The organism is Ruegeria sp. BC7 (genome assembly GCF_056539165.1).
Genome location: NZ_JBQFUL010000015.1, coordinates 1 through 14,521, shown reverse-complemented (window position 1 = coordinate 14,521; position 14,521 = coordinate 1). Strand labels below are relative to the sequence as shown.

General features: G+C 50.9%; 17 protein-coding genes. 8 read left to right on the top strand and 9 right to left on the bottom strand.

The features are described 5' to 3' along the window. Positions 1–342 precede the first annotated feature (342 nt). On the top strand, positions 343–537 hold the full coding sequence (locus tag ACR0KS_RS20080) for a hypothetical protein (RefSeq protein ID WP_170567615.1): 195 nt from the start codon (positions 343–345) through the stop codon (positions 535–537). Positions 538–729: 192 nt separating this feature from the next. Beyond that, a complete protein-coding gene (locus ACR0KS_RS20075; RefSeq protein ID WP_170567613.1) occupies positions 730–1,326 on the top strand; it encodes a hypothetical protein in 597 nt (198 codons plus the stop codon). Positions 1,327–1,758: 432 nt separating this feature from the next. Here the strand turns inward: ACR0KS_RS20075 and ACR0KS_RS20070 are convergent, their stop codons facing one another. The 3 genes from ACR0KS_RS20070 to ACR0KS_RS20060 all read right to left on the bottom strand — a co-directional run bounded on the left by ACR0KS_RS20070 (position 1,759) and on the right by ACR0KS_RS20060 (position 4,028). After that, the gene (locus tag ACR0KS_RS20070; RefSeq protein WP_170700193.1) at positions 1,759–2,163 is read right to left on the bottom strand and encodes a lipocalin-like domain-containing protein; all 405 of its coding nucleotides are present in this window, start codon (positions 2,161–2,163) and stop codon (positions 1,759–1,761) included. A 165-nt stretch (positions 2,164–2,328) separates the two neighbouring features. Next, entirely contained in the window at positions 2,329–3,141 is an 813-nt protein-coding gene (locus ACR0KS_RS20065; RefSeq protein ID WP_170517523.1) for a DEAD/DEAH box helicase family protein, read from the bottom strand. A gap of 188 nt (positions 3,142–3,329) precedes the next feature. Continuing rightward, positions 3,330–4,028, bottom strand: a complete 699-nt coding sequence (locus tag ACR0KS_RS20060) for a hypothetical protein (protein ID WP_216599838.1) — start codon at positions 4,026–4,028, stop codon at positions 3,330–3,332. A gap of 346 nt (positions 4,029–4,374) precedes the next feature. On the opposite strand from ACR0KS_RS20060, the gene ACR0KS_RS20055 reads away from it, so the two are divergent. Next, entirely contained in the window at positions 4,375–4,797 is a 423-nt protein-coding gene (locus tag ACR0KS_RS20055) for a nuclear transport factor 2 family protein (protein WP_170517517.1), read from the top strand. A 232-nt stretch (positions 4,798–5,029) separates the two neighbouring features. On the opposite strand, the gene ACR0KS_RS20050 is transcribed toward ACR0KS_RS20055, so the two are convergent. Beyond that, positions 5,030–5,497, bottom strand: coding sequence for a hypothetical protein (locus tag ACR0KS_RS20050; RefSeq protein ID WP_170517514.1), 468 nt, complete (start codon positions 5,495–5,497; stop codon positions 5,030–5,032). A 71-nt stretch (positions 5,498–5,568) separates the two neighbouring features. Between ACR0KS_RS20050 and ACR0KS_RS20045 the strand changes: the two genes are divergently transcribed. Together ACR0KS_RS20045 and ACR0KS_RS20040 are read left to right on the top strand one after the other, a co-directional pair. Next, complete coding sequence (locus ACR0KS_RS20045) at positions 5,569–6,042, top strand: DUF6714 family protein (RefSeq protein ID WP_170517511.1); 474 nt, start codon at positions 5,569–5,571, stop codon at positions 6,040–6,042. A 5-nt stretch (positions 6,043–6,047) separates the two neighbouring features. Then, positions 6,048–6,368, top strand: a complete 321-nt coding sequence (locus ACR0KS_RS20040; protein ID WP_170817139.1) for a hypothetical protein — start codon at positions 6,048–6,050, stop codon at positions 6,366–6,368. 459 nt (positions 6,369–6,827) lie between these two features. On the opposite strand, the gene ACR0KS_RS20035 is transcribed toward ACR0KS_RS20040, so the two are convergent. The 4 genes from ACR0KS_RS20035 to ACR0KS_RS20020 all read right to left on the bottom strand — a co-directional run bounded on the left by ACR0KS_RS20035 (position 6,828) and on the right by ACR0KS_RS20020 (position 9,584). Then, a complete protein-coding gene (locus ACR0KS_RS20035; protein WP_170332093.1) occupies positions 6,828–8,000 on the bottom strand; it encodes an adenylate/guanylate cyclase domain-containing protein in 1,173 nt (390 codons plus the stop codon). A 148-nt stretch (positions 8,001–8,148) separates the two neighbouring features. Then, entirely contained in the window at positions 8,149–8,493 is a 345-nt protein-coding gene (locus tag ACR0KS_RS20030) for a potassium channel family protein (protein ID WP_170332502.1), read from the bottom strand. A gap of 130 nt (positions 8,494–8,623) precedes the next feature. Further along, entirely contained in the window at positions 8,624–9,082 is a 459-nt protein-coding gene (locus tag ACR0KS_RS20025; RefSeq protein WP_170700192.1) for a helix-turn-helix domain-containing protein, read from the bottom strand. 37 nt (positions 9,083–9,119) lie between these two features. Further along, positions 9,120–9,584, bottom strand: coding sequence for a hypothetical protein (locus ACR0KS_RS20020; protein WP_170567606.1), 465 nt, complete (start codon positions 9,582–9,584; stop codon positions 9,120–9,122). A gap of 78 nt (positions 9,585–9,662) precedes the next feature. On the opposite strand from ACR0KS_RS20020, the gene ACR0KS_RS20015 reads away from it, so the two are divergent. The 3 genes from ACR0KS_RS20015 (at position 9,663) to ACR0KS_RS20005 (ending at position 14,023) form a co-directional block, all read left to right on the top strand. Further along, complete coding sequence (locus ACR0KS_RS20015) at positions 9,663–11,000, top strand: metal-dependent hydrolase family protein (RefSeq protein WP_480693325.1); 1,338 nt, start codon at positions 9,663–9,665, stop codon at positions 10,998–11,000. Between the two features lie 104 nt (positions 11,001–11,104). Then, positions 11,105–11,914, top strand: a complete 810-nt coding sequence (locus ACR0KS_RS20010; protein WP_170567604.1) for a DUF3299 domain-containing protein — start codon at positions 11,105–11,107, stop codon at positions 11,912–11,914. 393 nt (positions 11,915–12,307) lie between these two features. Next, positions 12,308–14,023, top strand: a complete 1,716-nt coding sequence (locus ACR0KS_RS20005) for an adenylate/guanylate cyclase domain-containing protein (RefSeq protein ID WP_253282942.1) — start codon at positions 12,308–12,310, stop codon at positions 14,021–14,023. Between the two features lie 244 nt (positions 14,024–14,267). Here the strand turns inward: ACR0KS_RS20005 and ACR0KS_RS20000 are convergent. Then, a partial coding sequence (locus ACR0KS_RS20000; protein WP_480693324.1) for a DUF1059 domain-containing protein occupies positions 14,268–14,521 on the bottom strand: 254 nt, incomplete at its 5' end.

Sequence of the window (14,521 nt, the reverse complement as noted above, 5' to 3'; positions counted from 1 at the left end):
ATCGAACCTGCCTGGCTTAGAACTCTACAAGTTGAGAAGACGCTGTCGTTCTGCGATCCAAACGCGAAGGCGGCTTGGGAGGCCGTACAAAAGATCAATGACCGCTTTGGGGCAAAGGCTAAGCGGTTCAGAGATCCCTCCGGATATCAAGCGAGACATGCGCGTCTTTCTGGACGGCTCCTTCGTCGGTGAAGACCGTTCTCCCTTGGCCTATGTCGGATACAGGGTTGGAAAAACTCGTGGCCTTGCCAGTCGTGAAAGGCAAAGGCGGCTGTTCCTCTGGATGACTTGATCGCAGAGTTGCAAGCTCGTCGCAAAGAGGGTCCGGAGGTCTGGCTTGCATTGCGCAAAATGATTTTCGAGCAAATCGCCGATTTTGCACAGCGTCCGGCCGATGCGCCCAAATGGCGGGATGAATGGGTCAAAGAGAACACCTGGGATCTAGTGACTGACGACGATGATGTCGAGATCACTGATGGTAGCGGCAACGTGTTCGACGACCTCGGGATCGAAGACCCAAGGAAGAAGACTTGGTGATGGGGGCGGAGCATATCAGCTTGATCTTATCCGCCGTGATCATTGTCGCGTTGACGACCTACGTCAGACACATCGTCCACACTGCTGGAAAAGATCGAGAAGTCGATCCAGAGCGAGTTCAAAGGATAATGCGAGATCTAGACTACAGCCACCTGGACCGAGTGATGAACCGGCGAAGGAAGAGGTAGCGGGATGTTGAAGGTGGTTGTCTATGTTGGTGATCAAGAGGTCGCCCGAGCTGTGGCTGAGAACGCTTCAGATCTGGCTGACGTGTCTAATTACGATATCCGCATGAATGAGAGGGCATCTGAACAGCTCGGTGTTGAAGAACGAGGCCTTGGCGGCAGAATCGAAGACCACCCACGAAATCAAACTGTTTGGTCGCTTGTTCGCAAGATCGCAGACCTTTGGCTTGCAGGGACTGGTGCTGGTGAAGAAAGCGCTCAGGCAAAGCTGCTGCCGTTGATCCGTGAGTCCATTCGCGAACCAGACGAGAGGATCGAAAAGGCATCGAACCAGAATGACGATTGGAATGCTGTGATCAAACAGATTTCTGATGACGAGCCGTATTCCCTGGGCTTCTACGCTGACAAATTTGAGTCGTGGACAGCGGACGAGATTGAAGCTCTTCGATGTGATGTGGTTGAAACAGCTACAGAGGAGGAACTACTGGCCGAGATCGAACGCCGGCGAAGAGCTGGTCTACTGCCCAAGGGGACCTCGAATGATGGCTTCTCAGATCTGGTTGATGATCTCTGGGGCAAACTCGATACAGACCCAGACCGCTAGTACAGTTACCTGCCGCCATTACCCAATATTTTACATACGAAGTCTTATATGGCGACTGTCGTTGTAGTAGTGCGCGCTTCTTCTAAGCGCCTCTCCTGCTAGGAACCAAAGCGCCCCGGACAAGCATTTCGCCAACACTGCTCTGCGGAACCATGTACTACCAGTCTCTACGATGAGCATGGTTGACCGCAACCAGCCTGAAGCAGGCATTCACAATCACGCTTTTCAGTTTTGCACCAAGCCATTCACTAGGACATGCGCGACGTCCAGGAAATCATGTTGTCTGCTGTAAACGACTGAATTGGGCTCGGTGCCATCGTTGTCTGCTGTTAGCATGATTGGCCGCACGCAGCCCAAAGCCGACACTCGAAACTAGACTTTTCAACTCCCTAGTTGCGAACGAAGTGATCGTTGGCCGATTGCCGCTGTCGGCTAATTCTTAAGGCGTTCCCAAACCAAAATACCCCTTCCTTCCTTTCCCCCGAACACGACCTCTTCCGCCGTCAATTCCAGTAGCTCGCCGATTGACGCCATGGTTCGCAATTTGTCCTGCCCAGCCCAAGATGCTTCGGTCGAAGCATGAACTCGGTGCCGAACGACTTCGCCTTCAATTGACCAATCACCGCAGTACGAGAAGTAGCTTGGGTAGTCACGTGAGTTGGTTCCCTCAACATGGGTGTCGGGGTTCCATAAGTGAGCCGACATGAACCCATCGCCCGCGTAGATGATGCGGCCTTGCGGGTTGTCGCCGTAGGGTTGGAGAGTGGAGCCGTCGTCAAACTCCGCGACGAAACTCTTCAATACCCATGTCCCGATGATCGAAACGTTCGCGCTCATACTGACAAGGCTAACCCAGCAAATGGCTGCCCGGCAACGGCTGGTTGAACTTAGAACTGCCGCTACCTGCGGTCAGCATCATTGGCCGCTCGCAGCCCAATTTGGACCTTCGCAACCAACCTTATCGGTTTCGGGTATACCAATGGAGCTGACTTTTGCCCGGGACTACACCTGATACCAGTTTTCGACGTCTCGGACGACTTCCTGGACTGTGAAAGCAGCCTCTACCTCTGCGACAGCACGTTGCACTTCGTTTGGGCTTGCACTGAGTTCCATGATGTTCGCATTCAGGTCATGGGCTGACCCGGCATCTGAATAAATCGTATCGACCGCAATTCTGACGGCGTTTCGGTGTTGCAGCAGGTGCTCAAAAAATCGGACATAGATCGCCTCCTCATACGGAGAATGGGTGTCAACCTTAGAGACTAAGCCCAATTCAACAGCCTTGGCGCATGTTAGGCGCCAGGCCAGTTCCATTGTCGGTGGAGGCGCATCTCTGGCCTCATCAGGATGTTTTGGGTTCGCAAACGTTGACCTTCGGATGGCTTCGAGATCGGCACGCAAGCTTTTTGTGGGAACAGGATAGATGAATGTGGTTTCCTCGGATGCTAAGGTTGGTTCAACCTGATCCGGCTGCACCTGGATGAACTCGGAAAACCTGTTTCCGATGATAGGGACTTCACCGACAATCATGTCTGTGGGGTCGGTATTCTCTACCAGCCATCGCGCCAGGGCTCTCCGCCCCCACAATCCAGCGGCCCTTCGTACCAACGGATGAGTTCCATCTGAAACATCTGGATAACTCTCGAGTATGTCTTCGGTCTGAAACGCCGCGAGCCCCGTGTCCCAACGCATGATATGCACACGACGTCCCAAGGAGATCGCAATGGATATCTGCTGACGCAACAGGAACGACTTTCCAGATGCTGGTAGTCCGGTGAAGAAAACCATGCGACAACGACGTGCAGCGTCGGTCAAGTGTTTTCCAATCTCAGAGTCCGCGAAACTGTCGATAGAAATTGCGAATCTCCTAATTCGGTGTCGGCCACAGGTCTAAACGGCAATCGGGCTTTGCTGCCCAAAAACCGTTTCCAGAACGTGACCCTAAAAACTAACTTAGCAATACCAGGTGCAATATTGCTGACACGCGCTCCAATGCCGCCTGATCAGTCAGTTGCGAAGCAATAAAACAGGCCCGCCCCGCCAGAACGTGGCAGATGTTCCTCCCCGCAACCGCGCGAGCCGTGCGATGAGTTCCAGGACAACATGTTTCGAGCATCGTTGAGACCTACACGGTCATGGTGCCCAACAATCGCAGACCCGTCTTCACTATTCGAAGTCCAGTTGCTGCACGTCGTATCGCCACCAGCCGTCGAAAAGTGTCCTGCGGAATCGGAGCCTGTCAGAATGTCATGTTTGTTCGGCTGACTGCCACGCCCATTGACAGGGTTACCATTCTCGTCGAGCGCGGTTTGAAGATTGATATTCACACCGTCACTGTGCAGGTCTTCAACATTGTTGGCGATAAGCTCTCCATCGGCATTATACCAAGGGCCCGACCCGATCCGGTCGCGCGCAGAAATGCCATTGGTGATTGTCATCGGGTCGGTGCTGCGATCAATGGACATTGAGGTGCTCAGGTAAGCTGCAAAGGATTTGGAAGAACCGGCCGCAGAAGAAAGCGCATTGCAGTGAGCATCGGCGCCTTCTAGCCCGCCCAGATTGGCGCCGTCCCCCTTACCCACACTGGTTATGAAAAATGACATCTCCTCACTCGCCGATTGAGCCTGTGCAGCCATTGCGAAACAGCAGATTACGAGTGCAGCAACCCTATGGGCAGTTGTTCTATTAGTGAACTTCGACATGTGTGTCTCCCTTCGTGCTGAGTAATCACTGATGCTAGTCGTATGCTCTGATTGGGTCCACGGAATAGCGCTCACGATTTGTAGAATACAGCAGCGAAGCCTGCCAAACACGTGATTACTGAATATCGGCTGGCACAAACTTTGTGGCGGACTTTTGTTACCTCCGCAGCAACAAGAAAATTTAGTTCGTCCGACATTTTCGCCGCTGGGTCTGCGAGCGCCCGGTTTGAGGAGCACTCTTTCGCTGCGCTGGGATTGAACGCCTAAAACGCGGATACCTATGACTTATTGCACATACGCGTCTAAGATAAGTCCATGGTCTCACCCTCAAAGCCAAAGAGTGGCCATGTTCGAGAAAGGAGCAACCAAAATGTTGTTTGCTGATGCGCTGGAGAAAGCTTCTTCGTATGCTGCTGCGTGGAGTTCCAACGATCCGGCACAGGTAGCAGCACATTTCGCAGAAGACGGGGCGGCTCGGCTCAATTCCGGCGCGGCGATACAAGGTCGGGAAGCAATTGCTTCGGATTACGCAGCCCCGTTCTTCCGCGATTTCCCTGGTTCTTCCGTGTTGCTGCATGATTTTCGTTTATCAGGGAACCACGCTCTCTTTACCGGTATGCTCGTCGGTCCCGGAAGGCGTGAAAATTCTCCTGTTCGCCTGTTGGGCTGGGAGGAGTGGACCCTCGACGACAATGGCTTGATACAGTTGTCTTTGGTTTGGTTCGACCGCGACGACCATGCCAGACAGGGCGGCGGTACTTTCTCATAGTGATATCGCCACGCAAAGCGGGCATTGTAGCATCTGAAAGGCGCGGCAAAGCTGATCCTTAGCAAACGAAAACTCGTTTACGTATTTGGTCTAACTATGCTGAATACACTCGCAGCCAACTGTGACAGGTGCAGTACCTCCTACCAAATGCGTACCCAATTGCGATTGAAGTGAGATGGCAGGTGGGTTCCTATGGCATTCGTTGCCGAGGTGGTCACACAGTCTTCTGCACCTACTGCGGTAGGCGCAAGTGTTTGGGAATATATTGTTCCTCGCAGGTGACGGGTTTTCCGACGCTTTCAAAGCGATACCCAGTAGCGTGGAAGCAAATGCGACCGCCGCGGCGGTCATTCAGCCCGATGGTCCAGGCAAATTCGGAATAATCTATTCCGTGGATCCGAACTGGTTCTCTGGACCGGGTAATCCGGTCGATTGGCAGCGGTGTAACGGTCGATTTCGGAAACGAAAAGGAAACGAACAGATCGGAAACGCCCTCGAAACACAGATTGACCTGGGAAACGGAAAAACTGAATTGCTCGTTGTCCTGCCTGATCCACTCCTCAATGTGGTCGATATCGAGTATTAGTTCGCTCACCCAGTCATTGTTGTCTGGGTCAGGCGAAACCAATTTTAGGGCATAAATGGAATTGTCGTGGAATTCATGACTGACGTCCTGAAAGAGCCTCTGTCCGTTATCCATTGCAATCACTCGAATCCGAATTGTTGCTGACACGCTCGATTTCGGGGTTTCAGCCAGTTTAATATGTCACCATGCCAAAGGTAACGACAACAACGGAAGCTCTTGCAACTCAGATCATTGCTGCATTTGACGGCCTTGATCCACCTGCTGATGATGAACTGCTTCACCCCGAATGTATGGATGACGTGGATATTCTTGAATTCTACGGCGGGGTCAAATGGCATGAGATGACCGGTAAAATGATCGTATACAGTTACGCTGCCCCCACGGCTTTCAGCCCCAAAGCCTTTCAGTACTACTTGCCCGCGTATCTGATATGGACTCTGCGAAATTCAGACAGCCCGGAATATGCCAGTGAAAGCATTCTTCGGGCACTCGACCCCGGCACATCGAAAGAATTGCTGCACGAGTTCCGGAAGTCCAAGTTCAACCAATTGACGCCTGCACAGAAGGAGGTCGTGTTGAGGTTTCTGTACCATTTCAGCGACCACCCTAATCTTGGTGAATTTGCACAAGCCGCATTGATTAACTACTGGATAGAATAAGGCATGTGGTTACCGGTTTGATGATATCTACGTATTTGATGTGGGTCTTCGCAGCGCTTTTTGTCGTAACCGGTTTGCCGTTGGCATTGACTGAGGATGAGCAATGGCAACGGCTATGGGGGGGATCCAGTGCGCTGTCTCTTGGCCTTTTTGCTTTATCGATGGCAGCAGATGGTTTGCTTAGAGGCCAGATTAGAATTCACTTTTCGATTATCCGCCGCTCCAGCCAGTCGCGTTTGTTCTTCAGCGCCATAGCATTGGTGTTCGCAGCCGGCGCCGGAGTCATCATTGCTGTTGTTTGGGCGATTTTCTTTAAGGATTGGTAAGATTTGCCCAGCACGGTGTGACTTAAGAACCCATAGGCCAATTTAGACTGAACGAATACGACCGTTGCGATTTTGTTGGTTTGTCAATTTTCCCTGTTTTCGAACCAGTCGAACACCATAGTACCCCACTCCATTGAGAAGGAAGTATTGTAGCCTACAGCATTGCACATTCAGCGGGTGCAGACGGAAAAGCCCTAAACCGATCACCCGAGTGGAGCACATGGATGACGGAAGGGTCGGCATAACCTCCGGATGTTTACAACAATCAAAACGGGTAAATTGGGCTCAGTGTTGCCGTTCTCCGCAGCAAGCATGATTGGCTGGTCCCAGCCCAAACCGGACATCCATCGTCGGGCTTTGCAAACTCCCAAATGAGGTAAAAACCTGCCTCTTAACACTTGGTGCCCAATATCTGGTTCCTGCTTCTCGCGATGCTGCCAAAATTAAGTCAGCGCTGAATCAAAGCTCTTCTTCGACGAGAGAAAACAATTCGATTGGACGCGCAAGTCCACGAACTTCTTGAAACCCACAAGGGGAAAACAGATCAGGGGAGACTTCGGCAATCGCAGATGTTGCCAGCACTCTCCGGCCAATAGATTTAGTCAGCCCCTCAATTCGACTCGCAACGTTCACTGCACCTCCGAGAACCGTGAAATCAAGTCGACCAGGGCTGCCGATGTTGCCATAGCTGACTTGTCCAACATTGATCCCGATCCCAACGTCCAAAGACGGCTTTTTCGCTTCAGCGCGGCGACGGTTGAGGACCGTCAAACCGGCCAATACACTTTGTGCGGCTTGCGCAGCCTTTCGGCATCGGTCGGCGTGATCAGCCTGAGTTGCGATGGTGAAGATCGAGAGAATTCCATCACCCATGAACTTGAGAACATCGCCACCGTTATCTTCCACAGACTGAACAACCAGATCAAAGTAGCCGCTCAGCGCGTCAAACACATCGGCCTCGGGTGCGGCTTCTGAAAGCGCCGTGAACCCTCGTAAATCAGAAAACATGACCACCGCATCAAGGGTCGTTCGTTCGCCTCGCTTGATCCGCCCGCTCCATACGGCGTCGGAGGGCCCATCGCCAAGATATGTTCGCAATAGACCCTTGGCTGACTTGCGCATCGTGACAGGTTCCAAAGCGGAAGACAAAGCAGGCAGCGCTGCCTCAATCAATTCCAGATGTTGCGGTGAAAAGCCGTCTGGTTCCTGCGTGACAAATGTGCAGCCGTGCAGAGATCCGTCGCCATAATACATCAGAGTTGCATAGTAATCTGTGCCACCGAGCTCAGCGAACTCTAGATACGATAAATGCTCAGTCTTTGGATCCAGTTGTCGCAGGCTTTTGTGAAGCGGCTTTCTGTGCTCCAGAATGTACTCAAACGAGCTACCAACATACCCTTCCGTCAACATCGTTTCATGAGTTACGTCGTAGCTGTCGGTCCCATCAGGTGTCCAAACGACCCCCCATGCAATGAGTAGCGGATTGGCGAAGCGCTGACCGATATTGACCCGCCAGAGCGGTACACCTTCCTCAATTAAGGACGAGCAGAAATGCGAAACTACTTTAACAGGGTCGCCTGAGCGGCGTCCTTCGGTAATCATCCAGTCGGTTAGTTGTGCTACGGAGGCCATGTTCTCAAACTAGCTGCTTAGACAAGATGATAAAGAACCTTGTCTTTGCTTTGTTTGCCTTAATCCAAGCAGTTTCTCAACGACCTTAACCGCATACGGCAGAGCGAAGCGCTAGGGTGCAACGACCGAAAGACCGTTGCTTCAGTCTTCAATTATCTGACGACTTTTTCTCATCGTAGTCCCTAAGAAGGGCATGTGTGAATTGTACAAACAGCGTGATGAAGACCCCGACGCCTACGAAAATATACAACACGGTAAAGAGTTTTCCTGTGTCGGTTACGGGCGTTAGGTCACTGAGGCCAACCGTAGAAATAGTAGTTGCACTGAAGTACAGCGCGTCCACCCAAGACCACCCCTCGACGCTGACATAAAACAAAGTTCCGGAAAGCAACAAGAGTATTGCAAGGGTAAGCGCTCCGCGGAATCTAGGGCTACTCCACGAGCGGACAATCGCTTTTAAGAGCCTGTAGAAATTCAAAAAAAATGAAAACATTCCGCCGTCCAATCCATAGTTCTGTTTGGCAAATCGTTGAGGTGCCATTGCAATCCGTCAAGGGAACTCTGCTACATCGGAGCCGAGATTCGTATTAATCGGTTTTCGGCAGAACTAAAAAGACAACCGGTCAAATGGGTACAGTACGCTCAATTTGCTCTGATGGTAAAATTCCATATATGCTTTTGTACAGGCTCCCAAATCGTCCCAAATCGGTGAATCCGTGAGCGAGCGCCACTTGCTTCACCATGGGTTTTTGCTGAGACGCCTGAACAAGTTCATCATGGACATTGGCCAGTCTTTGAAGAGCAAAAAATCGTGCTGGTGTTTCACCCGTTACGTCGCGAAATGCTGAGATCAATGTTGGCGCGCTTACCGCGGTTACTCGACACAGATCTGCCACTGATGGCCTTTTTGACAAGGCGGAAGAATAGTACTCTCGTGCTTTTGAGACCAAACCCACTTTTTGAGACCAAGTCGCTTTGCGTGCATTCCCACTATTCAGAGATAAGGCAAAGAAGATCGCAAGCGTCCTTGCAAGACGCGCCTCCAAATCACTCTGGGTATATTGACCATCGGCTTGGTTCATTATGCAGCTAAGTGTTCGCACCAAAGCTGCGTGAAAATCAGAAGACAGTTTCACGATAACCGTTGGTCCGCGAAAATCCGATGTATTTCTGCCGGAAAAAAGTTGAACCTCTTTGAGAAATCGACGCCATGCGGACACTCGGACTAGACCCTATCGAGGTTCGATTGCGCGCGACTACCTCGGTTTCCGATGCAGTGAAATTGAAGAAAACGGAGTTTTCTTTCAAAGGAACGCCACTTACCGTCCATAACTCTGAAGCGCAGATTGGTACAGTGAAATTAGCGAAGCTTTCACTTTGTGCGGTTCTCACCAATGCATTGGGCTTGAAGCGGATACTAGACAAACGGGAAAGCCCTAAACGAGCTGTGAAAATTGCGCCTTCGTCAGCCCCCTTTCCCAACTGTATCACATCGCCATCGAAAACCTCTCCTGTCATTGCTTCACGTACGGTTGCCGCAAAAAGCTCCGGTTTGCCTTCGCCAAGTTCCTTAAAAAAGTTCATATCGATTTTCCTCGGAGGTTTGGCTACCTTCGTTAAAATTAAACAATCGAATGCTTTGATATTCCTAGGGTGAAAGATATGCGCAAAAATCAATTGTCAACGCTCTGCTTGGTAATCTCAAGCATGCTGGCAACGCTGGCGTGCGCTCAAGAGGATTCTACAAGAACTCTCATAACGAATGTTCATGTTTTTGACGGGGTAAACGAAGCACGCATCGAGAATGCTAACGTTTTGATCGAAGATAATCTCATAACCGCTGTTTCTTCCGACCCAATCGAAGCCGAGAACGCGGTGGTGATTGACGGTGGCGGTCGCACGATGATCCCAGGATTGATCGATGTCCATTGGCACACGACGTATGCCTACACCCCTGCATCCGTTCTAATGTTGAATCAAGGCGACATGTCGGAAGTGGCCATTCGCAGTATGAAGGGGGCTGAAGAGACTTTAATGCGTGGATTTACCACCGTTAGAGACCCTGGCGGAAATCCGTTTACGATCAAGAAACTGATTGACGCTGGTGAATACCCCGGTCACCGCATTTTGCCCTCCGGACCATTCATGAGCCAAACGTCAGGCCATGCCGACTTTCACACGCTGCTTGAAAACCCAAGAAACTCCAACTCTGAACTGAGTTATTGGGAAAAAAATATGATGGCGATGATTTCTGATGGCGTACCGGAAGTCAGAAAGAGAACCAGAGAAATCCTCAAGTTTGGTGCTACTCAGGTCAAAATCACGACTGGTGGTGGTGTCTCTTCCCAATACGATCCGCTGGATGTGAGCGAGTATTCGGTCGACGAAATTCGTGCGGTAGTCGAAGAGGCAACGAACTTTAACACCTATGTTTTGGCGCATGTGATGACAGACAGAGGTATCCGTACCTCAATAGAAAACGGCGTGATGAGCATTGAGCACGGCTTCTTCGCATCAAGAGAAACACTGGAATTGATGAAGGAAAAAGGCGCTTGGCTCAGTCCTCAGGCGATGTTTGAGGCCGATATGGTTTGGGATAGCCCAGTTAGTGCCAAAAAGTGGAAACAGGTGACTGATGCTGTAGACGCGCTGTACCCAATGGCCGTCGAAATTGGCGTGAATCTCGCCTTTGGCACCGATCAACTCATGGATCCATCAAAGGCGTATCAACAGAGCGAATATCTTGTGAGGTTGGGAACTTGGATGACGCCTTATCAAGCGCTCAAGATAGCGACCTCTGAAAATGCCCGCCTAATGGAAATGAGTGGCCCTCGTCATCCCTACCAAGACGGTCCACTCGGAGTTATCAGAGATGGCGCATACGCTGATCTGATCCTCGTGGACGGCAACCCGCTTGAAAACTTGGAGCTTGTAGGGGACCCACAAGAAAACTTCGACCTGATTATGAAGGACGGAGTCATCTATAAAAACGAGCTTTGAACTGTGTTTCGCTTAGAGCCCAAGTGTCCATAAATGTCTTAAGCTGGCAGGTGATGACGCATTGACCAACATCCAAGTGGCCATACGGTTGAAAAGGATAAGTCATGAAGATTTGGAGAATAGTCTGTGTTGCCTCTTTGATTTCAACGTCGTTGTCCGCAGAAATCGCTGAGTTAGACTGGAACCAATTGATTGATGAAGAATCTCAGGAATACGTAGATCCTTTCAAAGAACTGACACCTGACCAGCTTAGTGGTCTTGTTGAAATCGTCCGACTAAAGCTCAGACTGGATAGTGGAGCCCATTCCGAAGATGTCCGCAAAAGTCTTGAAGCGAAAATTCTGGAAAATGAGACGCCGCTGCAAAAGGCTGGGATCGACGTTGATTGGTTGATTGAACAACGATGGGTCGTTGCAGAGCGACGAAAGAAAGCCGCCACGGCTGGTAATCCAGAAATTGACGGAAAAGTCGTAAAGCTGGCGGGCTATGCGATACCCGCACCACCGGATCCTGATGGTACAAACGTCGCTTACTTGGTTCCGGAGAGAGGTATGTGCAGCCATACGCCTCCACCGAACCCAAACCAGCTTATTCGTGTTCGATTGCCGGAAGGTTGGTATCCAGAACGCTTTCACGAGCCAGTTCGCCTTACAGGGATAGTTTCTATTTCGCCGTCAGAGAGGACGATGAATTTCGTGGATGGGTTCGTTCCAATGAGAGCAACGTATTCATTTGAAGCTCAGTATGTAGAGGCTGGCGATGATCTCCCAGCTTATGGTTGGAAGTTCACTTACGCGGATGAGGTCAACGATCCAAGCGCCATTGGAAAATTAGGTTCCGGGGCTGCAAAATTTGACGCGTCAAAATTGGCAAGTTTTCGAGCCAAAGCTGCGCGTGAAGCAAATTCGAATTAAAAACCGCCTGTCTTAAGCATATGAAAGCCAGTGTGTTACGTGCCCAGACTGTGGATAAAACAGAATGTCATGCAGTAATACTTAAATGAAATTGCTTAATACGATTATCAATCTGGCGCCCACCAAGCATTGAAGTGCTGCTTGAAGTGGAGACTGTGACTTTGCAAAGTCAGCTTTCTGCGCATCGCTGACATTGGTGCTTTCAGCAACATCGGTTGGTTTGGGCTCGAAGCGGCCATTCTCCGCAGCTTGCATGTTTGGCAGGTACAGCCCGAAGCAGGCATTCACAGTCAAGCTTTTCAGTTTTGCACCAAACCATTCACTAGGACATGCGCGACGTTCAGGAAATCATGTTGTCTTTTCCAAGCAGCGTAATTTGCGTTACCAATAGACATGAATGGAGACCGCAGACTTTCCGCAGTACTCTCGGCCGATGTAGTAAACTACTCAGGCCAGATTAAGGCAGATGAAAATAGGACTCTCAGCGAACTTCGTGTTCTACGTCGAGAGTTATTTGATCCTTTGGTTAGCGATCATCGAGGTAATGTCGTTAAGAGGATGGGTGATGGATGGATAGTCGAGTTTAACTCGGTATCTGATGCAGTACGATGCGCCCTTGATCTTCAAAGCCAGGTGTCGACTCAGTCCTCATTGAAACTACGAGTGGGTGTGCATCTTGGAGATGTCGTATTCGACGAAGATGACATTTTCGGCGATGGCATCAATCTATCTGCACGTCTACAAGAGGCTTCCAACGAAGGGGCTGTGTTAATTTCAGATGTCGTCCATCGCAGCCTTGACGAGCGCCTCGCTGAGCAATTTTATCGCGCTGGAGAGCGACAGTTTAAGAATGCGCCGTCACCAATAGAAGTTTTCCAATGGTCGCCGCCAGGTTCTGCCCCACCGCGAGTAACTCCGGCTAGCCATACAAAGTCTCTGCTAATCGGCGTCTTACCTTTCGATAATCTTTCTTCTGACCCCGATCAGGAGTTTTTTGCAGATGGAATTACCGAAGAGATCATCACCACTTTATCAAAACTCCCGAATTTACTAGTCGTCGCGCGTAACTCTACATTCGTCTACAAAGGTCGCTCCGTTGACGTGAAACAGGTCGGTCTGGAGCAGGGTGTCGATCTTGTTCTTGAGGGAAGTGTCCGTCAAAGCGGTAACCGGGTGAGGATCACAGCACAGCTAATCGATGCAAAGTCCGGCATGCATATTTGGGCAGACCGCTATGATCGCCTCATTGAAGATGTATTCGAAGTTCAGGATGAAATCGCACTTAGGATTGCAACCGAGCTTCAAGTCGAACTGTTGGCGGGAGAAATGGCTCGTTTCAGAGGATCCGGCACAAATAACCTAGGCGCGTGGACTGCTCAACTAAAGGCCGTTGAGGCTTCGCGCAGAATTACCAGGGAAGCTCAGGCCGACGCTCGCCGATTTGCACAACAGGCAATTGCACTCGACCCGGGTTACTCGGCTCCGTATTGTACTTTGGGATTCATTTGCACTGTCGAAGCACGACATGGATTTGTTGCTGACCGGCGTGCCGCGCTAGCGGAGGCTCGTGACTGCGCTCAACGGGCTCTGGAAATAGACAGCTACAACCCAGAGGCTCACGCTATTGCGGGTTTTGCGGATGCAATCGATGGCAAGCTGGTTTCGGCTATCGAGAAGTTCAACGAGGCACTAGCGCTGAATCCAAACCACGCTGACGTAGCTGCCAGACTGTCAATCACCCTAGCTTTCAATGGCCAGGCAAATGAAGCGATCCAAGTCGCACAACAAGCCATTACCCTGAACCCTCACTATCCAGGTTGGTATGCAGGCGTTCTGGGTTTAGCCCTTCGACTCGACGGTCAATACGAGGAAGCCAAGAAAGCATTCACCGAATATGGTCAAAGGGTTGAAGGCTTTGGTCACCTCGACCTCGTAATCGTCCATGTAGAGACGGAGAACCTTGAGGCCGCTCGCGATGAAGCACGGAATGTGATGAAATACCGCCCTCAGTTTTCCATATCGGACTGGGCGAATACTCAACTTTTCTCTGACAGAAAAAGGCTGGAGAAAGACTGTGCGTCATTGCGACTAGCCGGTTTGCCTGAATAGGAGCAGGGTTTCGCTGTAGCAGGATGGTTTGTGATGCAAACCAATCTCACACGTTTCCGATTTGGGTTCGTGATGGCCGTGCGCTTCTAGGCGCCTTGGCGGTAGGCCGCAGCCCAAACCCGGATACTCACAAATGGGCCCAGCAATTTCCCAGTAGCAGACTAAAGCTGCCCTTCGCGGTTAAACAACCAAGTTGATAATTTGGGCCGATTATCCGTAGGAACTTGAAGCTTAATTTATTTGATCACGCGGGCTTTATCAGTGTTTCCAGATATTCTCGAGTGTCGGCATCCCACGAGCTGGGGTCCTCTCCATGGGCGACCACCGCGTGCAGTTCCATGAGCTTCCAGACTTCGTCCTTGGTCGCTGCAACCACTTTGCCTGGGCAGGCCTCCATGCCCTCGCAATCCTTGCAGGCATATGAATAAACAGTGTTCATCGCTTTCTCCTCCGTTCGCTCGAAAAGCTGCTTAGAACTCAGGAAACGTCGGCAGCCCG